Genomic DNA, 22,935 nt, shown 5'->3' on the forward strand with positions numbered 1-22,935 from the left:
TAATCCGGTGCACCCTCAGGCCGTTGGCCGTTGGCCGTTGGCATTGGCCGCTCGACGGGGCCGTCCGCAACTGCCGATGTGAGTGCGACGGTTGACCGGTTGACAGAAATCAAGCTGGAGAGTGTCGGATCTGCCGGATGCCGTTCGTAGCGTATGCAGAGACGGACGTCGGGTCCGGGGACGATCAGAGGGAGCGGACATGCCTGAGTACCTCATCTACTTCAATCAGCAGTGGGTGGGTGACCACACCGAGGAGTGGTTCCGCGGGCGCGGTCCACTCGCCAGGGCGGTTGTTGATGAGATCAAGGCCGCCGGGGCATTCGTCTTCGCCGGGGGCCTGGAGGAAGAGGATGGCCCAGTCTTCAACGCGGACGCCACAAGCGGTGCGCTGGTCTTCACCGACGGGCCCTATGTCGAGAGCAAGGAGTTCCTGGGTGGCCTGACCATCGTGGACGTGCCGGATGAGGCGACCGCCCGGATGTGGGCCGGCAAAATCGCGGAGGCATGCGGCTGGCCGCAGGAGGTTCGCCGGTTTAAGCCGCGGCGCGTCTTGCAGGGATGAGATCGTCACTCGTCGGCTGAGGCTTGAGCCGAGGCGTGGCCGGCACCGGGGCGACGTCGCTGCTGCGGTATCGGCAAGGATACGACCAGGCACGGGGGCGGCCAGAAAAGTGCCGCCCCCGGAGCCGGCCGACGAAAGCGCTTCGCCGTACTCATCTGCCGCAGACCGCGCGCTTCCGACTTACGCCACGGATACGAGACCAAATCGCCGAGCTCCGCGACGAGACGTCGCATGTCTTCGCCTGCGTCGAGGGCCACCACCACGGCCCGGACGCCGCCAGCTCCCGCGGGCGGCCGTCGTCACTCAGCGGCCGCGACCCCGGCCAGCGTCGCCAGCTGAGCCCGCGACGTGATGCCCAGCTTGGGGAACGCCTTGTAGAGGTGGTAGCCCACGGTCCGTGGGCTGAGGAAGAGTTGGGCGGCGATGTCGCGGTTGGAGGCACCGGCGGCCGCCAGCCGCACGACCTCGCGTTCCTGCGCGGTGAGCACGCTGAGCGGGTCGCCAGCCCGGCGCGGCGCGGCCGGGACGTCCCCGGTCGCGCGCAGCTCGGTGCGGGCCCGCCGGGCCCACGACTCCGCGCCCAGCCGGTCGAAGACCTCCAGCGCGGCGCGGAGCTGCGTGCGGGCATCCGCCCGCCTCCGGGCCCGTCGCAGCCACTCGCCGTAGGCGAGCCGCGTCCTCGCCTGCTCGTACGGCTGATCGCCGCCGTCGTGGGCGCGGACGGCGGCAACGAAGTGCGCCTCGTCCTGGTCCACCAGGGCCCGGCAGCGCAGGGCGACCGCGTCCGAGGCCGGTTGACGGACATGCCGCGCCCAGGTTACGTAGCGCTCCAGCGGCTCGCTGGCCCGCTCCGGCCGGCCACTACGGACCGCCGCCTCGACGAGATCGGCGGCGGCCAGCGCCCCGAACCCGGTCGGCGGGATCCGTTCCAACTGCTCCAGAGCGGCGTCCGCGTTCCCCTGGCCGAGTTCGAGCCGGCCGAGCGCCCAGCGTCCGAGGGTCGCCGCGAGGACCAGCTTGCGGTCGTCGGCCCGCCGGACGCCGTCCTCGGCCCTTGCGCGGCACCCCGCCACGTCCTCCTGATGAGCGAGCACCCAGGCGAGGCAGCAGGTGAGGTGGATGACCCGGTGCTCGTGACCCAGGTCGGTCGCCAGCCGCAGCCCCGCGTCGAGGGTCGCCCTCGCCTCCCCGTAACGGCCCTGTAGCCCCTGCGCGAACCCCTGGTCCTGGAGGGCGAACGCCAGCCAGCCGATCATCCCGCTCCTGCGGCAGTCCGCCACGACCCGCCCGGTGAGTTCCTCGCAGAGGGCCGCGCGGCCCGTCACGAGGGCGGCGCCGGCGGTGAAGGTCAGCCCCGGAACGCCCAGCCCGGCGAGCCCGGACGGGTCCAGCGCGCCGCCGGTGAGCGGCAACCCACCCGCGAGGTCACCGGCCAGCAGCCGGGCCAGCCCGACCGCCTGGCCGACCAGAGGCGAACCGGTCGCCGGCAGCTCGTGGAGCGCCGTCGCCGCCCGTCCGGCCAGCGGCGCGTCGCCGGCGAACCAGGCGCAACGGACCGCCTCCACCAGCAGCCAGGTCGCCTGCTCGGGGTCGCGTGCCGCCACCCGGAGCGCGGCGTCGAGGATGATCCGGCCGGCGGCCAGCGGGGTGCCCAGCTCGACCTCGCGGTGGGCGCGGACCTGGGTCAACGCCACGATCATTGCCGGTTCGTCCACATCGGGCGTGGCGCTTGCGGCGAGCGCGGCGGCCCGGTCGGTCAGACCGGCGTCGCTCGCCGCCAGCGCCGCGGCGGCCAGCCGGGCGGATCGGCGTACCGGATCGACGGTGAGCTCGGCGGCCCGCTGGTAGGCGGCCGCCACCGCGGCGTGGCCGCCTCGGGTACGGGCCCGGCCCGCCGCCTCCTCCAGCTGCCGCGCGACGCCCTCATCGGGACCGAGCGCGGCGGCGGCCAAGTGCCAGATTCGCCGGTCGGGGGCGTCGGGCGAGGTCGAGCTGCCCAGCGCGTCGGCGAGCGCCCGGTGTACGGCGAGGCGTCGGCTCACGGATGCGCTCTGGTACGCGGCCGCCCGGATGAGGGGGTGACGGAAACCGACGGCCGTCCCGTTGATCCCGATCAGCCGGCTCCGCTCGGCGGCTTCCAGACCGTCGAGCGGAGCGCCGGCGGCGACCAGCGTCGCGAGTTCGCCGGAGCCTTCCGCCGCCGCGACCAGGAGCGCGGTGCGCGCGGCCTCGGGCAGCGCGGCCATCTGCGCGAGGAATGCCTCCTGGATCCGCTCCGCCACCGGCATCGCCCCCACCGGCGACAACCGCCCAGTCCGCTGTTCGGGAGTCAGCGCGGCCGGCAGCTCGATGAGCGCCAGCGGGTTGCCGGCCGACTCTTGGACGAGGCGCTCCCGAACCTGCGGCGGAAGATCGGCGGGGAGCAGGGCGGCGGCCGCCGTGTCGTCGAGCCCGGCGAGACGGTGTTCGGGAAGGCCGGTGACCGGGAGGTCCGGACGGGCGGCGAAGATCATGGCGACGCCCTCGGCCCCGAGCCGGCGCGCCGCGAACACCAGGGCGTCGACGGACGCCTCGTCGCACCATTGCACGTCGTCCACGAGGCAGAGCAGCCCGCCGTCCCCGGCCAGCTCGGACAGGAGGCTGAGGGTGGCCAGGCCCACCAGGAACCGGCTCTCCGGTGGCGCGTCGCGCAGCCCCAAGGCGGCGCCGAGCGCCCTCACCTGCGCGTCGGGCAGCGCGTGGATCCGGTCGAGCCCGGTCCGCAGGAGCAGGTGCAGTGCGGCGAACGGCAACGCCGCCTCGGACTCGATGCCGACACCGCGCACCACCCGCATGCCGGTCGCCCGCAGCGCGGCGTACTCCAGCAGCACCGACTTGCCGATCCCCGCCGGACCCCGGAGAACCAGGGCGCCGCTGCGACCTTCCCGGGCACCGTCCACCAGCCGGTCGATCTCCGCCTGTTCCTCGACCCGCCCGTGCAGCACGACTGGCAACCTACCGTCACGATGACGGATTCGGCATGGCCGCCAGCTCCGTAGCTTCGTGATCAGACGCACGTCAGCACCACGAAGGGACTTCGAGATGGCCACCATCGCCAGCACCGTCCGGACCGCCGACGACGCCAAGCTGCTCCGCTTCGCCCTCAAGCAGGACGCGATCGGCTCAGGCGCCAACGGCGTCGTCTACCTCGCCGCCGCGGCGATCTTCGGCCGGCTGTTCGGCCTTCCCGCCGGTCTTCTCTACCCCGTAGGCGCCTTCCTGGTCGCCTTCGCGGCCGCCCTGCTCTTCCTCGCGTCGAGGCCGACGGTGAGCCGACCCGCCGTGGGAGTCGTGATCGCCGTCAACATCGCCTGGGTCGCCGCGAGCGTCGAGCTGCTCGTCGCCGGCTGGTTCCCGTTGACCACCCTCGGCGTCGCGCTCGTGATCGCACAGGCGGTGGTGGTCGCCGGATTCGCCGCCCTCCAGATCACCGGCCTGCGCCGGACCGCTCTCTGATCCGTGCGGATCCCCGGGTGCCCCTTCCGGACCGGAGCGGACACCCGGGGATCCAGCTCGCCGGCCGATCCGGTCAGCGCACCGTTCAGTGACCTGATGAGGTGCGCGGCGGGGACTGGGCCGCCAACGTCCGTCCAGAGCGGTGGGCTGAGTTCAACCGCCTGCTGCACCTGGCCGGACAGGTGAACGACCTTGCAACGCGGCTCGCACCCGAGGACCCCACGCCATGGGCGAGCCGGCTGGACCTCATGATCGACCAGAGCGCGCCACGGGATGACGTCGAGGAGACGTGGCGTGAACTTACCCGGCGGGACCCCTGGCATCGGGAGGGGCACACACTCAAGCTGACCTACCACTGCAGGAAATGGAGCGGCTCGCACGAGGCCATGTTCGGCTTCGCCCGGTCGGTCGCCGCCGCAGCGCCTGCGGGCTCGCCGCTGCAGGTGCTGCCGGTGCGGGCCGCCGCCGAGTGGGCGCTGTGGGAGCAGGAACGGGAAGCCCCAGGCAGCACGGCCGACCACATCGGCCAGCGGTGGCGGCAGGATCCGGTCATGCAGTCCGATCTCGACAACGCGCTGTCCCGGTGGTTCCACCAGCCGGCCACCCGCCACGCCGACTGGCTCAACGACGTGAACTTCCTGGCGTACGGGCTGGCGCGCACTGGCCGCGACGCCGACGCCGCGCCGGTCTTCGCGTCGATCGGCCGGTACGTGACCAGCGTTCCGTGGTCCTGGTGGGGCGGCGCGCGCGGCGATGCAGCCTTCATCCGAGCCTGCCGCCGCGCCCGCCGCGCTGCCTGACCACCCACTGAACTCGACGCCCGTGCCCGTCGCGTGCCCGATGTAGCGGTCAACAAGGGCCACCCGTGGCACGTAAACGAGCCTCAACCTGAGCGGCCCAGACTCCTCGCCCAACTGGCGGGGCTGCCCAAGCCGTCAAGCAACGCACTTCCCAAGCTGACCGTGCGACTTGCCACCGATCATCCTTCAGCGAGCTGGTTGGGCCAGGGGAGCTCGACGTTTCATCTCGATCGCGATGAACCCGACGCAGACTGCGGCCAGCACGGCGAGCGCGCTGAGCGCGGGTAGGTGGACGGTGGCGGGTGCCAGCGCCGTGATCACCAGGGTTTGGGTGATCCGTTGCGGGTGGACACGGCGAGTTAGCCGCCAGCGGATTGCGTGGTCCGCGAGCAGGTAGATGATCACGCCGCCGAAGAGGGCGAGGTGCGGGAGCAGGTAGAGCGGGACGCCGAGTTCGAAGAGGCCGCGGCTGCCCAGCACGGCCATCGTCTTGCCGAGCCCGAGAGAGACGAACACGATGCCGGCGATCATCGGCAGGTGCAGCAGCGCGTAGGCGTCCTGAGCGAGCGCCGAACGCTGCTCTCTGGGGCTTGCGGCCAGAGCCCGCTTTCCATGGATGGCTGTCGTGCTGAAGTAGATCCACCAGAGTGCAGCGAGCAGGGCCGTGCCGACTGCCGCGGCGACGAGGATGCGTGCGGAGATGGGCGTGTAGACCACGGCGGTGCCCATCGAGATGACCGCTTGACCGAGCGCGATGATGATGATGAGGCTGTATCGGTCGGCCCAATGTTCGGCGGACCAGGTCCACGAGTGGCGGGCTCCGGCGAGCCGGTTGCCGACCAGGTCCACGGCGATGGCGGCGATCCAGACCTCGGCGCGCGCGGGAGTCAGCAGCCGAATATCGCCGATAGGCTGGGGCATCAACGCGGCGGCGAACAGGATGGCGAGCGCCAGCAGGGTCGGCACGGCGCTGCGTATCACGGCGGCCCGCTGCGTCGGGTCTCGCCCGACGGTGAGCCAGAACGCGGCAAGGAACAGCAGCCGGATCAGCGCGTAGCAGGTCACGAAGACCACCGGCCCGGGCAGACCAGCACCGTCTGCGTTGAACGCTTCCGGGCTGGCCAGGGTGATCAACGCGGTGAGCGCGACGACGAGCAGCACCACCAGGCGCACCACCGGGTGCTCCGAGCGGACTGCGATGCCGAGCCAGGTGTAGGCGCACCAGGCCACCCAGAGAACGCTGAGCACCAGCAGCCCGCGCACCACGCCGCGCCAGGTCGGGTCGTCGGCCATCAGGGCGGCGACCTGCAGGAACGCGTACACGTAGACCAGGTCGAAGAAGAGCTCCTTCGGCGTCACGCCGGCCTGCTTCATGAGGGGTTGTATTTCCGCGTGCAGCCGGCGGTGGCGGCGCCGGAAGACCGTGGCGTCGGCCAACGCCATGGCAGCCACCGCCGCCGTCAACAGCGCCAGTTGGGCCAGCACCGGCACCTGAGGAGCGACCGCCGCCAGGGATCCGACCAGGAGGATTCCGAGGATGGGTGACCGACCGAGCAGCCGCAGCGTGCGCACCTCGAACAGGATCAGACCGACCAGGTAGAGGATCACGCCGCCGTAGAGCACCAGCAGCCGCATCTCGACCGACGTTTCCGACGGCACGCGCAACTCGGACAGGGTGTGGTGGATGCCGAGAGCGACAAAGATGAGCCCGGCGATCATCGGCAGGTGCAGGAAGCTGTATGCGTCGCGCCCAAGGAGAGCTCGTCGGGCCTCCGATACCCGTTCCAGCGCCAACTCCGCGGCGAACCGGGCCACGTCGAAGTAGGTCCACCACAGCAGCCCAGCAAGCACGACACCGAGCAGCACGCCGGCCAGCACCTCCAGGGTGAGTGGATGCGCCACGGCGACACCCTGACCCAGCCCGACCGAGACGATGGCCTCGCCAACACCGATCAGGATGATCAAGCTGTGCCGTTCCGCCCAGTACCGGATGGATCTGATCTGCCAGGTCCCGGCACCCAGCAGGAAAGTACCGCCGAACCCGGCGACGATCGCGCAAGCGACCAGGGCGAACCGGATCCATTCGCGGGCCACCACATCCCCGACGAACGCCTGCTCACTGTGCTCAAACGGCGGCACGAGTGCGGAGGCCAGCAACGCCAGCTCACCGGCCACGATCAACGGCGCGCCTTTCCGCAGCCGCTGGCGGGTACCCGGTTGCGCCACGCCGGCGGCGGTGGCGAACACGAGGGCGCCACTGCGCGCGAGGATGTAGCACAGCGCGAACACGACCGGCCCGGAGAGCCCACCGGGACGGTCGATGAAGGCCTCCCGGGCCGTCAAACCCATCACGAACAGCGTCGCGCTGAGCCCGAACATGAACACCGGCATGATGCCCCGGTCCAGCCGGACGATGTTGCCGAGCCATGCGTACGGCGCCCAACATCCCCACAACAGCACAAGCAGCAGCAGACCACGAGGCAAGCCGGCCGGATTGAGCTGCTCGGCGGTCACACCCGTGACGTTCAGAAACGCGAACACGAAAATCAGGTCCAGGAACAACTCCAGCCGAGTAACGCTGCCCTCTCCCTGAGCCAGCTGAAGGCGACCGAATTTCCGCACGGACCTCACTCTGCCAACCGGCCGACTCCGCGACAGTTGATCGCCTCAACGGGGCGGAAGTTGGGGCGGTGGCCCACGCACGCGTGCAGTACCTGCTCAGCTCCGGCAGCGCGTCATGAAGGGGTGATCGCGGGCGTCAGCGCAAGGCAATCTCGCCTGCGTGGACGGCGCGCATGGCGCGCTCGACAGTCTCCTGATTTTCGCCGACCGGAGCCACGTAGTCGATGACGTGGCGCGCGGCGTCCTCCCCGAGCATTCGGGTGATCACCCACGCGGCGAGATACTGGGACGCCAGGCAACCTCCCGCCGTAGCTATGTTCCCCTCGGCGTGGAACGGCGCGTCCAGCACGGTGACGTCACAGGCTTCGACAAAAGGTCGACTCTTCATGTCCGTGCACGCCGGCATGCCATCCAACAGCCCGAGCCGGGCGAGCACCAGCGCGCCCGAGCACTGCGCACCGATCAGCTGTCGCGAAGGGTCGAGCAGCAGCCTGGAGATCAGCCGGTCGTCGGCGACCACGTCGCGCGCCTTCACTCCGCTACCGATCAGCACGACGTCGGCTTGGGTCACGAACTCGATCGGGCGCTGCCCGGTCACTTCGACCCCGTTCATCGACGTGACCACAGGCGTCGGCGTCGTAATGAAGGCTTCCAAGCCGTCCTTACGGCACCGGTTGATCAGCGCGGAAGCGATGAAGCTGTCGAGCTCGTTGAAGCCGTCGAAGGTGACCACGGCTACCTGCATCACGACTCCTTCAAGGCTGGCATCAGGCCCACACTCTCCCTGGCGCACCGTTCCAGGGCGAGAGCCAATCAGCGGCTGGTGGCATGCCTACCGGCACCGCCCCTTTCGAGCTCCGGGCCTGATTACCGTACGAACTGTCCCGGGCCGTCAGCGGATTCCGGCGGGCACTGCCGGTAGTCAGCCAGTTGACAGCAACGAGGTCGGTTCATCGGCGAGGGGGTGGCTGCCAGGCCTGAGCTAGGGTGTCGACCGTTGATCAAGGCTTGAGTTGGCGCATAGGCATCTGCGGCTTCTCGCCTTGTTGACCTTGGCGATGGCCTCGCGCAGCTCTTTCTCGGTCATCTTGGCGTTGCCCTTGATGCCCATAGCGTGGGCTTCCTGACGCAGGTCTTCCACCGACCTACACCCGCCCGCACGGGTCCGTCACCTGTTCGCCGCCTAGGGCATGTCCTGCCGATCTTGATGGGGCGAGACGGATCCTCGGAGGTATTAAGGTGTCGATGTGACGACTGCCCGGCCGCTCGACAGCGAGGAACTCGCGAGCACAGCTCCGGAGCGCGAGGTTCTGGAAGCCTTTGTCGACGCGTACCGCGATGAAATCATCGGTAAGCTCCGGGGGCTGTCCGAGGATGACGCCCGCCGGAGCCTGGTGCCCTCGCTCACTACGCTCATCGGTCTCGTCAAACACGCCGCCGCTGTTGAGCGGAACTGGTTCCAGCACTGTCTGGACCAGCAGCCTCGTGAACAGATCACTGGCAACTCGTTCGGTGACCACGCCAGTTGGCAGGTCGACTCGAACGAGACCATCGGAGATGTCATTGCGGAGTACGCCACGGTCTGTGATCGATCGAGGCAGATCGCGGGCGGCTTCGCCCTCGACGACACTGTGCCTCATCCCCGCCTGGGCAGGGTGTCACTGCGCTACATCTACGTGCACATGATTCGTGAGTTGGCACGGCACTGCGGCCATGCAGACATCCTCCGGGAGCAGATCGACGGCATGGCCGGCGACTAAGGTGCATTTCTGGTGATCATCGAAGCCAGATGATGGCGGCTATGAGGACGAGGCTGGCGCGGTAGAGGGATGCGCGTTTGGCGTAGCGGGTAGCCAGGTCACGCCACTGTTTGAGTCGGTTGAAGCAGCGTTCCACGAAGTTGCGCTTGCGGTAGACCTGCTTGTCGAATGCCGGTGGCCTGCCGCCGGCGCTGCCCTTGGCGGCCCGGCGGTCGACCTGGTCCGAGCGTTCCGGGATGAGTTGTCGGATCCCTCGCTGCCGCAACGCACGTCTGGTGGAGTCGTGGGCGTAGCCCTTGTCCGCGATCAGTACGTCGGGGCGTTTGCGGGGCCGTCCGGGGCCGGGTTGGTTGATGCGGATCGCGTCCAGTAGCGCCAATGGTTGAGGGTTGTCGCCGGCCTGGCCTGGGGTGAGCAGGATCGACAACGGTCGCCCACGTCCGTCGACGGCGAGGTGGATCTTCGTGCTCAGTCCGCCTCGGGAGCGGCCGATGGCCTCGCTATCTTGCGCACCAGGCGTCGCTGGACTTGTCGGGGAGCCCCTTATTGCGGGCGCCAGCGGCATGCTGGTGCGCCCGCACGGTCGATGAGTCGATGCTGATCGTCCACTGCACCGGTGTGCCATCGTCGTGGACCTGCGCCGCCGCGAGGATCCGATCCCAAGTGCCGTCGGCGGTCCAGCGGCGCAGGCGTTCGTGGCAGGTCTTCCACGGCCCGAAGCGTTCCGGGAGGTCACGCCACGGCGCACCCGTGCGCAGCTTCCACAGAATCCCGTTGATGACCTGGCGGTGATCCCGCCACCGCCCCCGCGCACCGCCCGGCTCGGGAAGTAGCGGCGCGATCACCGCCCACGCCTCATCGGTCAGTTCACCACGACGCACCACCGGCACATCGTCAACGATCAACCACTACAAGATCGGCAGGACACGCCCTAGACGATCTTTGCGGCTCAGGCTACAGATTTTCGTGGTTGTGTCGGGTCTCAGGACGTCCGTGACAGATCGGTCTCGGGACGTGCGTGATACATCCAGCTAGAAAATCTTGTTTCGCTGTTGCCGGCTTCGCCTGGTCGTCCATCCCCACGACGGCTGGCGCCTCTTCAGGACCGGATGCTGGATTCTGGCAGTCCGCAGCCGTCATTCGTGGTTACCTGGCATCGGGTCGCGCCCCACTTCACGAGGTATTAACGAGAAGTACCCATCTGGGGGGATTTCGTTGACCAAAACACTATTTACCCGCTTTGCGGGTGCCACCGTGCTGGCAGCCATGATCGGCCTTGGGTCCGCCGCACCAGCATGGGGCAGCGGGGGCGGTACGACGATCAACATCGATCCGGCGGACACCGGCACGACGGCGGCCGCGTTCGGCACTCACAGGTGTGACCCGAACCTCGGTGGTGGCCCGTTCCAGGCCGAGGACGTCTGGGTCTTCGCCCTGCCGGCCGCGCAGCAGGGCAACTTCACCTCATTGACCATCGAGTTCGCCACGGAGGGTGGCCCCGTCACGGAGAACATCACGACCACGCCCGCCGGTGACCGCGCGATCGTCGGTAACCGGGCGTGGATCAGGACGCCAGCCGGGCTGTCCTCGACCGGCGAGCTGGTGAATCCGTTCGCTCTCACCAACGCCACCGCGGTGATCACGGGTACCGACGGGACATTCGACCTGGCGCAGACCTGCCCGGCGAGCGGCGTGACAGCCAGCCCCAGCCTGCCGGTGACCGGCGCTGCGGTCTCTGGCCCGACGCTCGGCAAGCTCACTGCCGTGGGCGGCGGTCTCATCATGGTCGGCCTCGTGCTGCTTCGCGCGCAACGGCGTCGTCGCTTCGTCGCCTGACCTGGGCCGGTCCATCCGTACACGGGGATGCTGCCCCGGCAGGACCGGGTCAGCCGACGCCCAGGACCGGATCTGCTGCTGGCCGGCACCCGACATGTCGGGTGCCGGCCAGCAGCTGTCGTCCAGGTTTCGCCTACCTTGCCATCTCGGCCCCGACCTCACGCAGGTCGGGCCGAGGGCAATCCTGGACAAGTTGGCCCGGGGTCCGGCGAGTTTCCGTACGCTGCGCTGAGTGAAATGGGCACGTTCCTTCGTCGCGCTGGCAGCGACTCTCACTGTGACCGCGTGCGATGGTGCCCGGACTCCACCGGCCGAGGTGCACACCCGTTCGACGCCGCCGGCGTCCCCGTCCCAGCCTGCCAAGATCACGTTGGCGTTCGCGGGCGACGTGCACTTCGCCGACCGTACGCGTGATCTGTTGGGCGACCCGGCGACCGCGTTCGGACCGATCTCGTCGACCCTTTCGGCCGCGGACCTGGCGATGGTCAACCTGGAAACGGCGGTCACCACGCGGGGCGCTCCTGAGCCGAAGGAGTTCCATTTCCGGGCGCCGGCAAGCGCGTATGACGCGGTGAAGGCCGCCGGAATCGACGTCGTATCGATCGCGAACAACCACGCGCTGGACTACGGGCGGACGGGGCTGACCGACACCGTGGACGCGGCAAGGGCCGCCGGGGTGCCGGCCGTCGGCGCAGGCGCTGACGCTGCGGCGGCGTACCGGCCGTGGATCACCAAGATACGCGGCACCAGAACCGCCGTACTCGGGTTCAGCCAGGTCGCCGAGCTGTGGTCGCAGTGGAGGGCCACAGAAACCCGGGCCGGCATCGCGATGACCAGGGACCTGCCCCGCGCCGTCGCCGCGGTCCGGGCCGCGCGACAGCAGGCCGACGTGGTCGTCGTCTACGTCCACTGGGGTACGGAGGGCGACGCGTGTCCGCCCGACGAGGCTCGTGCGTTCGCCGGCGAGATGGCTCGGGCGGGCGCCACGATGGTGGTCGGCACCCATGCCCACCTCCTGCTCGGCGACGGCTGGCTCGGCAGGACCTTCGTCCAGTACGGGCTCGGCAACTTCGTGTGGTGGCGCGACGACGCGTACAGCAACGACACGGGGGTGCTGCGGGTAACCCTCGACGGATCGGCGATCTCGAAGACGGAACTGGTGCCCGCGACGATCTCCCGACGCACCGGCCGACCCGAACCCGCCGGCGGGGAGGACGCGGCCCGGATCCGCCGGGAGTACGCGGACCTGCACTCCTGCACCGGACTCGCCGCGAGCCCCGCCCCATAGTCGGACCAAGTACCCTCGGGCACCGTAGAGCACAGGAGAGTGAAGTCAGCCGACGCTGTCCGAACCTCGCCCCGGCCCGGCGGGAACTGCGCGCCGCGCTGGCCGACCTGGGTCTGCCTCACGCGGTGGTTACCGAGGTCGTGGGGGACTACCCGTCGCCGTCGATCCTGGTCGACGGCGTGGATGTGATGGGCGGCACCAGCGACGGATCGGCTTCCTGTCGCCTTGATCTCCCCACTGGCGAGTCCCCGCCGATCTCGGCGAGCGCGGCGAGGATGAACAGCAGGATTGAGCGGGCAACGGTCATGCGTCGGACCGAAGCGTGACCACCTGGCGGTCGTGGTTGTCGGGCTGGCCGCAGGAGCAGTTGCCGCCAGCGCAGCCGGTGGTGTGGCGGCGCTTGCTGGCCCACCACCAGGACAGGCCGGCGAGTACGGCCAAGGCCACAGCGACGCCGGGCATGAAGCGGTTGGCTGCGGCCCAGCCAACGCCACCGAGGATCCCAGCGGCCAGCAACGGCGGCAGGATGCAGCAGGCGGCGCAGGCCGCCCCAGCAAGTCCGGTCATGCCGGAGGGCAGCAGGCGGCGCAGCCGGTTAGCAGGTGTCGGCATGGTCGTGCCTTTCGGCGACCTCGGCAAAGGGAAGCGGGCAGCAGGAGCTGCCAGCGCAGGCGACCAGGTCGTCACAACCGGCGGAGATGGCGGCGCGGAGGGTGTCGCGGATGACGGTCAGGTCGGCCAGCTTCTGGTCCACCTCGACGAGCTTCTCCTTGGCCCGTGCCTGAAGACCGTTGTCGGGCCGGCTGTGCTGGTGTCGGCCGGCGTCGAGAAGGTCGGCGACCTCGTTGAGGGTGAAGCCGAGGCGTTGCGCGGTCTTGATGATCCGCAGCAGGGTGACGGTGTCGGACGGGTAGAGCCGGTGCCCGCCCGGTGACCGCCGCGGTGCGGCGAGCAGGCCCCGGCGCTCGTAGTAGCGCAGCGTCTGCAGGTTGACCCCGGCCGCGTCGGCGAGCTGGCCGCTGCGCAGCCCCGATTCGCTCATGTCCGCTCCCAGGCGGAGGTCGCCCGCTGGGCGAGGGCATCGAGCACGTCGACGTGTCCCGCCGGTACCCGGACGTCCAGCGTCAGCGCGTCCGAGCCGGCTCGCGCGATTTCGAAGGCGAAGAATGAGCAGCAGGACGATTCCCGGGCCGTCAGTTCCCGCGCGGTCTCCTCCACCTGCTCCGTGCCGGCGAGCCGCAACCGCAGATGCTGTGCCGATACTCGGTCGGCGCCCCGGACGGCGGCGCGGAGGAACTGGTCGAACTCGGCGAGCCGCAGCGGCCGTTCGCCCGTCGGCAGGGTGCACGCATCCGGCACCCAGGAGTCATTCGTCGTGACGTGTTCGTCGTACATGCATCGACGGTAAGCCTGTACCCAGGTATCAGATGCAAGCCCCGTTCAGAGAACGATCGAGGCCATCGATCTGGGACATGGCAAACCAGTGATGACGCCGCCGACCCGATCAGCCCGCGCGCCGTTTGTCGAGGCAGAAGCCTGTGCGCAGTGGGCGGGAGCGAGAGAGCGGCGGTCGGTCAGGTGGTCAGGCCGGGGTGGTGGTCGAGTTGAGGGACGAGGTTGACCAGGCTCCCCGCGCACGGCAGGACAGTCCTCGGCTTGTTGCTATCGCGTCACGTGCTCGTGGCTGCCGCCAAGGCGGCTTGTGGGGTGCTCCTGACCCGTCTGGACTCTGGACTTTGCCGCTGTTACGAACGGCGGCAGCCGCCGGGCCGCCTGCCGGGCGAGTACCGCGCACGCGATCCCAAACGCGAGGGATGCGGCCAGCGCCGCCGACCGCGACCAGGGGCCGACGACCGGCATCACCTGCCAGTGGGTGAGGTAGATCCAGAGCGAGCTGGCGGCCAGTACGGCGGCCGCCCGATTGATGGCCGGCCGGCTCGGCAGCCGCGGCACCCAGACCAGCAGGGCGAAGCCGGCGACGATGAACGCCTCGCGGAACGGTTCGCCGAACAGGCCCGGCACCGTGAGCGCCGCTGCGGCGGTGACGGCCACCCGCTGGGCGGTCCGGGCGGCGCGGGCCGCGGCCCAGCCGAGTGCGAAGAGCCAGCACACCACCAGGGCCGACGGGACGTAGCCGAACGTGGCGAGGCCGGGCAGGTCGTACCGGGTGACCAGGCCGAGGGCAGCGAGTGCCAGCGGCAGGCCGAACGGGTACCGCCGTTCGATCCGGTCCACGGCCGGCACGGCGATCAGCGCGGTCGTCGCCAGCACGATGTGGACCAGCGCCTCGATGAACCAGAACTGCCACTCCGTGGCGCCGTCGTGCGGGCCGAGGACGCTGTTGAGGAGGAGCACGTTGGTCAGCGTGTAGTCGCCGGTGACCGCCCCGGCCAGGGCGATGAAGGCCACCGACGGCAGCGCGATCCGGCCGACCGCATGTACGCCGGCGCGTACCCGCTCCCGCCGGGCCGCGGTGGTGAGCTGGAACCGGGCGTAGTTGAACCCCGCTACGGCCAGCAGCAGGTGCGCCCCGCCCTTGACGGTGAAGACGGGAATGTGCGAACCGACGATGACCACGATCGCCAGTGCCCGCAGGGCCACGCTGGTCTCCAGCACGCGGCGCCGGGTCGGGCGGGCCGCCGCGGATCCGGCCAGCTCCCCGATCGGGGTGGTGTGCCAGTCCGCGGGCAGGTCGCCGAGGAGCTGTTCGAGGCGGACCGACATCTCGACGTACGACAGGGAATCGCCGCCCAGGTCGACGAAGCTCTGGTCGGCGCTGACCTCGGGCTGGTCGAGCAGGTCGGCATAGAGCCGGCAGAGCTGCTCGGTCCCGACGCCGGGCGCGTCCACGGCGGAGACCGGTGGGGGAGCGGTGGCGAGGGCGCGGACCGCCGCCAGGTCCGGCTTGCCGTTGCCGAGCCGGGGCAGCTCGGCCAGCAGGTGCACCCGGACCACCCGGGCGGGCAGTCCCGCCGCGGCGGCGGCCAGGCGCCGTACCCGCTCGGGCCGGTGACCGTCGGCCGCGGCCACCACCAGCTCGCGATCCGTCCCGACGCAGTACGCCTCGACGCCCGCCACCCGGAGTCGATCCTCCACCCGTCGCGGATCGACCCGCAGGCCGAAGATCTTCACGAACTCCGCGGTCCGCCCGACGATCTCGTAGAGCCCGTCCGACCCGCGCCGGGCCACATCTCCGGTGGGCAGTTCCTCGATTGTGCGCCCGAGCGCCAGGTCGCTCGACCGTTCTGCGTAGCCCAGCATCACGTTCGGCCCGGCGTAGATCAGCTCGCCAATGTCCGACTCGGGTCGGTCCGGCAGCGCGCGCAGCCGGAACGACCCACCCGGGATGGGCACACCGATCGCCTCCGGCCGGCGCTCGGCCAGCTCCGGCGGCAGGTACGCCATCCGGGCGGTGGCCTCGGTCTGGCCGTACATGACGAAGAACCGCCAGCCGTGGAGGAGGCCGAGGGCGGCGTACCGGGCCACCCGCTCCGGGGCGAGCCGGCCCCCGGCCTGGGTGACGTGACGCAGGTGGGGCAGGCGCATCCGGTCGAAGCCGACCCGGTCCAGCAGGTCGAAGGTGTACGGCACGCCGGCCAGGCTGGTGCCGCGCTCGGCCCGGAACAGCTCCCAGAAGCAGCGGTCGGTGACCGAGAGCCCGGTGAGGATGAGCGCCGCCCCGCGCAGCAGATGGCTGTTCACCACCGACAGGCCGTAGCAGTACTGCAGCGGCAGCGTGGTGGCCGCTCGGTCGGTGTCGCGGATGTCCAGGTACTCGGCGATCGCCTCCGCGTTGGCCTGGAGGTTCGCCGACGACAGCCGGACCAGCTTCGGGGAGCCGGTCGACCCGGAGGTGCTCAGCAGTAGCGCCAGGTCGGGGTGCAGCTCGTGCCCGGTGCCCGGGCGCCGCTCGTCGACCACCAGCTCCCCGTCGACGCGGTGGATCAGCACGTCCGGGTCGTACGCCCGGGCAATCTCGGTGACTGCGGCGTGGTCCCCTGGCACCAGCAGCAGGGGATGCCCGCCGGTCAGCGCCGCCAGGTACGCGACCAGCTCGTCGACCCGGTTCGCGCCGGCGAGCAGCACCAGCCGGCGGGTCGTGCCGAGCCGGGCGGCCAACTCGCTGACCCGCGCGGCGAGCTCGGCGTAGGTCAGCCGGCCGTCGGCGGTGATCACGGCCGGCCGGTCGCCGTGCCCCCTCAGGGCGCGGACGAACGGCGCCGGCCCGGTGTCGGGGAGGACGCGCATGGGCGACAGATTAGGGCAGCCTCACCTAAGAGAGAAGCAGGGGTGGCCTGCATCATCTTCTGGCTGCCGTGCGACGCTCCTCATCCACGAATCAGCGTTGGGGGAATGAGCGGACGGGTGCGGGTACGCCGATTCCCACCTTGTCGCCCGGGTGAGGTACGCGATCGCCGGGGACGCGCGCCACCAGGCGGCTGGTCTGGCCGACCAGTTCCAGGCGGACCATCGCGTCGGCGCCTTGGTAGGTCACCGACGAGACCGAGGCGGTGGTGTCGGACGGCTCGCCCAGGACGAGTTGCTCGGGTCGGACCATCACGAGTACGTCGCCGGTGGCCGGCTCGGCCAGGTCGAGCCGGCCCAGACAGCAGGAGACGGTCCGGCCGACGGCCTGCCCGCTGAGGAGCATCGCGTCGCCCAGGAACCGGCCGACCGCGGGCGTGGCCGGTGCGCCGTACACGCCGGCCGGGCTGTCGACCTGGGCGAACCGGCCGTCGAACATGACGGCCACCTGGTCGGCGAACGACAGCGCCTCGGCCTGGTCGTGCGTCACGAGCACGGTGGTGGCGCCCCGCGCGGCGAGAGCGGCACGTGTGGCCTCGCGGGTTGCGGCGCGCAGCGCGGTGTCGAGCGATGAGAACGGCTCGTCGAGCAGGACCACGGACGGTTCGCGGGCCAGGGCCCGGGCGAGTGCGACCCGCTGCTGTTGCCCGCCGGACAGCTCATCCGGCCGGCGGCGGGCCAAGCTCGGTGACAGGCCGACGAGCTCAAGCAACGGCTCGACCTGGGCCGCCCGGCGCCGTTCGGCCCGCGGCAGCCCGAAGGTGATATTGCCGGCCACGTCGAGGTGCGGGAACAGTGCGCCGTCCTGTCGGACGTAACCGATGCCGCGCCGCTCCGGAGCCACCAACGCCGGTCCGTCGGTGAGCACCTCGCCGCGTACCTCGATTCGCCCGCGGTCGGGCCGGATGAACCCGGCGATCGCCCGCAGCAGCGTGGTCTTGCCGCTGCCGGAGGGACCGAGCACCGCGGTAACGCTGCCCGCACGCACCTGCAGATCGACCTGGTCCAGTACCGGCGGGCCGCCATATCCGACGGTGAGCCCAGTGATGGAGATGCCGGCGCCGCTCATCGCTGGTCCAGGATCTGCCGGCGCAGCAGGATGGTGAGCGGGGCGGACAGGGCGATCATCGCCGCAGCGTACGGGGCGCTCGCCACGTAATCCAACTCGTCGCTGGCCGACCAGAACGCGGTGGCCAGCGTCTCGGTGCCGGTCGGGGCGAGGAGCAGGGTCGCGGTGAGTTCGGTCGACGTCGCGAGGAAGACCAGAACGAATCCGGTCAGCGCCGACGGCAACACCAGCGGAAGGACCACCCGGATGAGGGTACGGAGACCGGACAGCCCCAGCGAACGCGATGCTTCGAGGAGTTCGGGCGGAGCCGCGGCCAGGCCGGACCGCCAGGCGACCATGGCGCGGGGCATGAAGAGCACCGTGTAGGCCAGCACTGCGAGTGCGGCGGTCTGGTAGACCGGACGGGCCCACTGCACCGCCAGCGTCACCAGCGCCAGCCCGATCACCACCCCGGGAAGCGCGCTCGCAAGGTAGGTCACCCGCTCCAGCGCGGTCGCCAGTCGAGACGGGTGCCGATGCAGCAGCCACGCAGCGGGCAGTGCGGCGACCGACGCCGCCAGGCCCGCCAGCACCGCAAGGCCGACGGTCGAACCCGTCGCCGCGAGCAGCGGGCCGACGACCACCGCGCCGGACGTCATCGCCCGCACCAGCCAACGCAGAACCAACACCAGCGGAACCAGCAGCGCCAGGCCGACCAGCGCGGCGAGTGCAGCGGACGCGGGGATGGTCCACGCGCCCAGGCGGTACGCGACCGGACGCTGCCGGGCGCCGGAGCCCATCCGGGCGATCCGCGCGCGGCCGCGCAGCGGCACCTCGAGGGCCAGCAGGCCGATGCAGAGCACCACCAGGACTGCGGCCAGCAGACTGCCGGCGGCGTTGCTGAACCCGACCGCGAACTGCTGGAGGATCGCCGTGGTGAAGGTGGGAAACCGCATCATCTGCAGGACGCCGAACTCGGCCAGCAGGTGCAGGGCTACCAGCAACGCGCCGCCGGTGATGGCCGGCCGCAACTGCGGCATCGCCACCCGCAGTACCGCTCCCAGACCGGATGAGCCGAGCGACCGTGCGGCGTCCAGGTGCCCCTGGTCGAGCGCCCGCAGCAAAGCCGCGGCCGGCAGGAAGACGAACGGATAGTAGGCCAGGGCGGTGATGAACACCGCGCCGGCGAGCCCCTGGACCTCCGGCAGCACCGACGTCCAGGCGTAGCTGCTGACGAACGCCGGAATCGCGAGCGGTGCCAGGAGCAACGTGCGCCACGTGCCGGCGCCCGGCAGTGTCGTTCGTTCCACCAGCCAGGCCGCCCCACAGCCCAGCAGCACGGTGATCGGAACGGTGAGCAGGACCAGGAGCATGGTGTTGCCGAGCAGTTCGGCCGTCCTCGGCCGCAGCAGCAGCCTCGACGCCTCGTCGCCACTGGCAGAAGCCTGACCGATCACGACCAGGACGGGCAGGACCATCACGGCCGCGACCAGCACCGCGGCTGCCACGACGAGCCACGGCATCCGGGTGGACCGGCGGGCGCGTACCACTGGCCGGGGCGTTACCGGTTCGTCGTATGCGGCGGCGGGCGACTCGCGAAGGTCAGATGATGCCGACATCTGTCATCAACTCAGTCACCTTGTCGGAGTTCAGCGTGAAGGGGTCCACCGGCGGCGCCTGCAGGCTGTTCAACGGCGGCAGCGCGGGCGCCGAGGCGACACCGCTGCCCACGGCGTACTCCATCGACTGGGAGTCGACCAACACCTGCTGCCCGGCCTTGCTGGTGATGAACGTCAGGAACTTGTGGGCCTCGGTCGGCTTCTTCGTCCGGGCCAGTACAGCACCTCCGGACAGCGACACGAACGCGCCGGGATCCTGGTTGCGGAAGTAGTGCAGGGCCGTGTTCCCGCTGCCTTCCTTGGTGCCAGCCTGGTCTCGGTACCAGTAGTAGTGGTAGATCACGCCGCACTCGATCTCACCGGCGTTGACCGACTTCATCGTGGCGATGTTGTTCTGCAGCACTCGGGCGTTGGACTTCAGGCCGTCCAGCCAGTCAGTGGTCTTCTGCTCGCCCTGACCGGCGAGCATGCCCGCGACGATGGCCTGGAAGTCGGCACCACCCGGAGCGCACCCCCAGCGGTCCTTCCACTGCGGCGCGGCGAGATCCATCAGCGACTTCGGCAGGACGGACTTGTCGAGCTTGGCGGTGTTGTAGACCAGCACGGTGGACCGGGCGGCGATTGAGGTCCACGACTTCGACGACGGGGTCAGGTGGGCCGGCACCTGCCGGCGGGTCGCCTCGTTCAGCGGGGCGAGCAACTTGTTCCGCTCGACCAGCGTCATCGCCGGACTGTTCTCGGTGAGGAACACGTCGGCGGGCGACGCGGAGCCCTCGGCCACGATCTGGTGACCCATTGAGGCGTCGGAGCCCTTGCGGACCTGCACCTTGATACCGGTCGCCGAGGTGAACGCCTCGGCCCACGCTTTGGTGAGGTTCTCGTGCTGCGCGGAGTAGACCTGCAGCGAATCGGGGTCGGCCTTGTACCCGTCCTCGGATTTCGACCCGCACCCCACCAGGCCCGCTGCCCCGAGGGCCCCCAGGCCGGTCAGGAACGTGCGTCGACGCATGTCATGTCCTCTCTCACGAGTTGCTTCGCTGTCACGTGACGACGGATGGCTGCGACCGCGGGCAGAGGCGACAGCCGCCGGCGCAGGACGTAGTTGCCGACCGCACAGAACCCCAGGCCGGCGGCGATCGCGGCCACGAACTTGATGATCGGAGAGCCGAAGAACGCGAACACCTGGAACTGCACGAGGTAGATGTGCAGCGAGGCGGCGCCCAGTGCGCCAAGCGGACGGACGAGCAGCCGCGGCACCGGTAGCGCGGGCACGAGCGCCAGCGCGGTGAGCCCGGCCATGATTGTCAGGTTGCGTGCGGGGTCCCCGGCGAAGAAGCCGAAGGCGGCGCCTGCGGCGACCGCCACCGTGACCAGCCGGCGCCTCCGGCTGTCGGCCGCCGCCATCGCGACCCCCGCCGCGAACAGCCATGCCACCGTGCCTGGCAGACCACGCAGCGGACCGTCGTACAACGCGAGCACCAGATAGCGCGGCACCAGCAGCACGGCCAGGGCGATCATCGCGGTGCGCCAGGCGTCGGCGGCGTATGCGGCCCGCAGCCACGGAACAGCCAGCAATGCGCCTGCGGCGACTATGATCACCAAATAGGCCTCGACGAACCAAAAGTCGTTGATGTCCTGCGGCCGGGCGAGCCAGTGCACCAGCGCGACGTTTGACCAGTGGACCGTTCCGAACCCGAACAGCATCAGCGCCGCGACGGTCACCGCCGGGAGGACGACCCCGACCGCGATCCGGGCGGTTCGCCGTACGCGCTCCGCCGTCGACGGCGAGGCGAGTACGTACCTGGCGAAAAGGAAACCCGCGACCGCGAGCAGGATGTGCGCTCCGCCGGGCAGCCGGTACAACCCGACATGACTGCCACAGATCGTCACCACAGCTACGCCGCGTAGGACGACGGTCATCTCCACCCGCCGCGCCAGCGGACGCCGCCACCGGGAACGCGGCAGCTCGTCGGCGAGCGCGATCAGGTCGCGCACCGGGCGGTGGTGCCAGTCGGACGGCAGGTCGCCGAGCAGACGCGTCAGGCCGACGGACGCCACGACGTGGCTGAAGGAGTCCCCGCCGAGCTCGACGAACGACCGATCGGGGTCGACGCCACCGCGGCCGACAAGCGGCTCCAGTACGGCGACCACCGCCGCGGCGGTCTCTGCCTTCCGGCCGGGGGTCTCCGTGACGTGCAGCTCGGCGCTGCGCCGGCGGTTGATTTTGCCGTTGGGCAGCAGCGGGAGGTCGTCGACCGCGCGGGCCGAGATTACCGACCGGCTGAGACCGGAGACCTGGGCGGCCTGGTCGCGAACCTGCTCGGGGGATTGCTCGCAGCGCCGGTAGGTGACCTGAAGCTGGTCGTCGCGGCCGGTGACGCAGGACTGCAGGCCCTGGCCGCGCAGGGAGCGCTCGACCTGACCGAGGTCGATCCGGATTCCCATGATCTTTACGAAGTCGGACCGCCGTCCGACAATCCGGACCAGTCCGTCCGCGTCGATCCGCGCCAGGTCGCCGGTCCGAAGCTCGGTGTGCATCCGACCCAGGGCCAGGTCGTCGGGCTGCTCGGCGTACCCGAGCATGACGCCTGGACCCGTGAACACGAGCTCGCCGACCGGGCCGTCGGGTGAACCCACCGCGTCGTCGATTCCGGTCGGGTCGAGCCGGAACGCCGACCCGGCGATCGGCCATCCCACCGCGTCGGGGTATCGCTCCGATAGCTCGGGTGGCAGCACGGCCATCCGTGCGGTGGCCTCGGTCTGGCCGTACATCACGGCCATGCCCCAGCCGGCCGCGCGGCCGCGAGCGGCGAGCTCTCGCACCCGCGCCGGCGGCAACGCGCCGCCGGCCTGGGCGACCAGCCGGAGCGAAGGCAGGTGATCGAGCACACCCTGGACGTCGAGCAGATCCACCACGTGCGGAGTGGCGGCGACTACGGTCACCTGGTCGCGGCGTAGATCATCGGCGAAGCCGGGGTCGGTCACCGAACCGGGCCGCAGCACTGTGGTGGCACCGGCTCGGAGTTGGGCATGCAGCACCGACAGCCCGAAGCAGTAATGCAGCGGTAGCGAGGTGACCGCACGGTCGGTGGGCGTGATCGACAGCGCGGCCGCGATCGCCTCGGCGTTGCTGAGCATGTTGCGGTGGCTGAGCCGAACCAACTTGGGTGACCCGGTGCTGCCCGACGTGCTGAGCAGCAGCGCCAGATCCGGATGCAGGAGGTGCCGCGGTTCATCGGTGTCACTGCCCGGCGTTGCGGTGGCGAAGGTGCCATTCGGTTGGAGCCACAGGTCGGGCTGGTAGACGGCCGTGATCGACCGGTGCTCGGGCGGGGTGATCAGTGCCACGTGCCCGGCGGACATCACCGCCAGATAGGCGAGCACCAGCTCGCGATGTGGGGCCAGGGGCACGTGCACGAGCCGCCGACCAGCCTGCGCTGACGGCAGGCTGGCCGCGAGCACGGCCACCCGATCGGCCAGCTCCCCGTAACTGAGATGGCCGGCCGAGTCGATCAGGGCAGGGTGATGCGTGTCGGCCGTGTCAGAAACTGGGACGGCGGCGCGCACCCGCCGGGGATCCAGCAGAGACACGGTAGGTGA

20 protein-coding genes are annotated in these 22,935 nt (G+C 70.3%); 6 read left to right on the forward strand and 14 right to left on the reverse strand.

Annotated elements, in window-relative coordinates:
- Positions 1 to 199: 199 nt before the first annotated feature.
- Positions 200 to 562: a YciI family protein gene (locus IEY96_RS16995; protein WP_189195785.1), complete on the forward strand. Its 363-nt coding sequence runs from the start codon at positions 200 to 202 to the stop codon at positions 560 to 562.
- Between the two features lie 299 nt (positions 563 to 861).
- On the opposite strand, the gene IEY96_RS33155 is transcribed toward IEY96_RS16995, so the two are convergent.
- Positions 862 to 3,546, reverse strand: a complete 2,685-nt coding sequence (locus tag IEY96_RS33155; RefSeq protein WP_268247151.1) for a helix-turn-helix transcriptional regulator — start codon at positions 3,544 to 3,546, stop codon at positions 862 to 864.
- Positions 3,547 to 3,643: 97 nt separating this feature from the next.
- On the opposite strand from IEY96_RS33155, the gene IEY96_RS17005 reads away from it, so the two are divergent.
- Together IEY96_RS17005 and IEY96_RS17010 are read left to right on the forward strand one after the other, a co-directional pair.
- Positions 3,644 to 4,057, forward strand: coding sequence for a hypothetical protein (locus IEY96_RS17005; protein WP_189195787.1), 414 nt, complete (start codon positions 3,644 to 3,646; stop codon positions 4,055 to 4,057).
- 101 nt (positions 4,058 to 4,158) lie between these two features.
- Positions 4,159 to 4,857: a hypothetical protein gene (locus tag IEY96_RS17010; RefSeq protein ID WP_189195788.1), complete on the forward strand. Its 699-nt coding sequence runs from the start codon at positions 4,159 to 4,161 to the stop codon at positions 4,855 to 4,857.
- 186 nt (positions 4,858 to 5,043) lie between these two features.
- Here the strand turns inward: IEY96_RS17010 and IEY96_RS17015 are convergent, their stop codons facing one another.
- The 3 genes from IEY96_RS17015 to IEY96_RS17025 form a co-directional block, all read right to left on the reverse strand.
- Positions 5,044 to 7,479: a low temperature requirement protein A gene (locus IEY96_RS17015; RefSeq protein WP_189195789.1), complete on the reverse strand. Its 2,436-nt coding sequence runs from the start codon at positions 7,477 to 7,479 to the stop codon at positions 5,044 to 5,046.
- Positions 7,480 to 7,615: 136 nt separating this feature from the next.
- Positions 7,616 to 8,224, reverse strand: a complete 609-nt coding sequence (locus IEY96_RS17020) for a DJ-1/PfpI family protein (protein WP_189195790.1) — start codon at positions 8,222 to 8,224, stop codon at positions 7,616 to 7,618.
- 237 nt (positions 8,225 to 8,461) lie between these two features.
- Positions 8,462 to 8,620, reverse strand: a complete 159-nt coding sequence (locus IEY96_RS17025; RefSeq protein ID WP_189195791.1) for a hypothetical protein — start codon at positions 8,618 to 8,620, stop codon at positions 8,462 to 8,464.
- Between the two features lie 106 nt (positions 8,621 to 8,726).
- Between IEY96_RS17025 and IEY96_RS17030 the strand changes: the two genes are divergently transcribed.
- A complete protein-coding gene (locus IEY96_RS17030; RefSeq protein ID WP_189195792.1) occupies positions 8,727 to 9,239 on the forward strand; it encodes a DinB family protein in 513 nt (170 codons plus the stop codon).
- Positions 9,240 to 9,255: 16 nt separating this feature from the next.
- Here the strand turns inward: IEY96_RS17030 and IEY96_RS17035 are convergent.
- A protein-coding gene (locus IEY96_RS17035; protein WP_229791707.1) for an IS5 family transposase occupies positions 9,256 to 10,120 on the reverse strand; the annotation gives its coding sequence in 2 pieces (ribosomal slippage) (positions 9,256 to 9,781 and positions 9,780 to 10,120; 867 coding nt in all).
- Between the two features lie 373 nt (positions 10,121 to 10,493).
- Here IEY96_RS17035 and IEY96_RS17040 point away from each other — a divergent pair.
- Together IEY96_RS17040 and IEY96_RS17045 are read left to right on the forward strand one after the other, a co-directional pair.
- Positions 10,494 to 11,075 (forward strand): hypothetical protein, encoded by a 582-nt coding sequence (locus IEY96_RS17040; protein WP_189195793.1) that lies wholly within the window; start codon positions 10,494 to 10,496, stop codon positions 11,073 to 11,075.
- A 316-nt stretch (positions 11,076 to 11,391) separates the two neighbouring features.
- Entirely contained in the window at positions 11,392 to 12,363 is a 972-nt protein-coding gene (locus tag IEY96_RS17045) for a CapA family protein (RefSeq protein WP_268247152.1), read from the forward strand.
- 148 nt (positions 12,364 to 12,511) lie between these two features.
- Here the strand turns inward: IEY96_RS17045 and IEY96_RS17050 are convergent, their stop codons facing one another.
- The 9 genes from IEY96_RS17050 to IEY96_RS17090 all read right to left on the reverse strand — a co-directional run bounded on the left by IEY96_RS17050 (position 12,512) and on the right by IEY96_RS17090 (position 22,926).
- Positions 12,512 to 12,670, reverse strand: a complete 159-nt coding sequence (locus IEY96_RS17050) for a hypothetical protein (RefSeq protein ID WP_189195795.1) — start codon at positions 12,668 to 12,670, stop codon at positions 12,512 to 12,514.
- On the reverse strand, positions 12,667 to 12,975 hold the full coding sequence (locus IEY96_RS17055; RefSeq protein WP_189195796.1) for a hypothetical protein: 309 nt from the start codon (positions 12,973 to 12,975) through the stop codon (positions 12,667 to 12,669). Before IEY96_RS17055 ends, IEY96_RS17050 begins: the two co-directional genes overlap by 4 nt.
- The gene (locus tag IEY96_RS17060) at positions 12,959 to 13,405 is read right to left on the reverse strand and encodes a MerR family transcriptional regulator (protein ID WP_189195797.1); all 447 of its coding nucleotides are present in this window, start codon (positions 13,403 to 13,405) and stop codon (positions 12,959 to 12,961) included. The genes IEY96_RS17055 and IEY96_RS17060 overlap by 17 nt, the downstream gene beginning before the upstream one ends.
- On the reverse strand, positions 13,402 to 13,758 hold the full coding sequence (locus IEY96_RS17065) for a hypothetical protein (protein ID WP_189195798.1): 357 nt from the start codon (positions 13,756 to 13,758) through the stop codon (positions 13,402 to 13,404). Before IEY96_RS17065 ends, IEY96_RS17060 begins: the two co-directional genes overlap by 4 nt.
- Positions 13,759 to 14,025: 267 nt before the next feature.
- Entirely contained in the window at positions 14,026 to 16,611 is a 2,586-nt protein-coding gene (locus IEY96_RS17070) for a non-ribosomal peptide synthetase (RefSeq protein ID WP_189195799.1), read from the reverse strand.
- Positions 16,612 to 16,702: 91 nt separating this feature from the next.
- Positions 16,703 to 17,737, reverse strand: a complete 1,035-nt coding sequence (locus IEY96_RS17075) for an ABC transporter ATP-binding protein (protein WP_189195800.1) — start codon at positions 17,735 to 17,737, stop codon at positions 16,703 to 16,705.
- Positions 17,734 to 19,224 carry an ABC transporter permease gene (locus IEY96_RS17080; protein ID WP_229791632.1) on the reverse strand — a complete coding sequence of 497 codons (1,491 nt, stop codon included), beginning with the start codon at positions 19,222 to 19,224 and terminating at the stop codon, positions 17,734 to 17,736. The genes IEY96_RS17075 and IEY96_RS17080 overlap by 4 nt, the downstream gene beginning before the upstream one ends.
- Before the next feature lie 94 nt (positions 19,225 to 19,318).
- Positions 19,319 to 20,344 carry an iron ABC transporter substrate-binding protein gene (locus IEY96_RS17085; RefSeq protein ID WP_189195802.1) on the reverse strand — a complete coding sequence of 342 codons (1,026 nt, stop codon included), beginning with the start codon at positions 20,342 to 20,344 and terminating at the stop codon, positions 19,319 to 19,321.
- Entirely contained in the window at positions 20,323 to 22,926 is a 2,604-nt protein-coding gene (locus tag IEY96_RS17090) for an AMP-binding protein (protein WP_189195803.1), read from the reverse strand. The genes IEY96_RS17085 and IEY96_RS17090 overlap by 22 nt, the downstream gene beginning before the upstream one ends.
- Between the last annotated feature and the right edge of the window lie 9 nt (positions 22,927 to 22,935).

The sequence above is a fragment of the Micromonospora fulviviridis genome, assembly GCF_014648395.1.
Classification (GTDB): Bacteria; Actinomycetota; Actinomycetes; order Mycobacteriales; family Micromonosporaceae; genus Micromonospora; species Micromonospora fulviviridis.

Coding starts and splice junctions, on each gene's coding strand:
- IEY96_RS17075 (WP_189195800.1), bottom strand. CDS start 17,737: ATGAGCGGCGCCGGCATCTCCATCACTGGGCTCACCGTCGGATATGGC.
- IEY96_RS17065 (WP_189195798.1), bottom strand. CDS start 13,758: ATGTACGACGAACACGTCACGACGAATGACTCCTGGGTGCCGGATGCG.
- IEY96_RS17050 (WP_189195795.1), bottom strand. CDS start 12,670: ATGACCGTTGCCCGCTCAATCCTGCTGTTCATCCTCGCCGCGCTCGCC.
- IEY96_RS17085 (WP_189195802.1), bottom strand. CDS start 20,344: ATGCGTCGACGCACGTTCCTGACCGGCCTGGGGGCCCTCGGGGCAGCG.
- IEY96_RS17055 (WP_189195796.1), bottom strand. CDS start 12,975: ATGCCGACACCTGCTAACCGGCTGCGCCGCCTGCTGCCCTCCGGCATG.
- IEY96_RS17070 (WP_189195799.1), bottom strand. CDS start 16,611: ATGCGCGTCCTCCCCGACACCGGGCCGGCGCCGTTCGTCCGCGCCCTG.
- IEY96_RS16995 (WP_189195785.1), top strand. CDS start 200: ATGCCTGAGTACCTCATCTACTTCAATCAGCAGTGGGTGGGTGACCAC.
- IEY96_RS17020 (WP_189195790.1), bottom strand. CDS start 8,224: ATGCAGGTAGCCGTGGTCACCTTCGACGGCTTCAACGAGCTCGACAGC.
- IEY96_RS17005 (WP_189195787.1), top strand. CDS start 3,644: ATGGCCACCATCGCCAGCACCGTCCGGACCGCCGACGACGCCAAGCTG.
- IEY96_RS17060 (WP_189195797.1), bottom strand. CDS start 13,405: ATGAGCGAATCGGGGCTGCGCAGCGGCCAGCTCGCCGACGCGGCCGGG.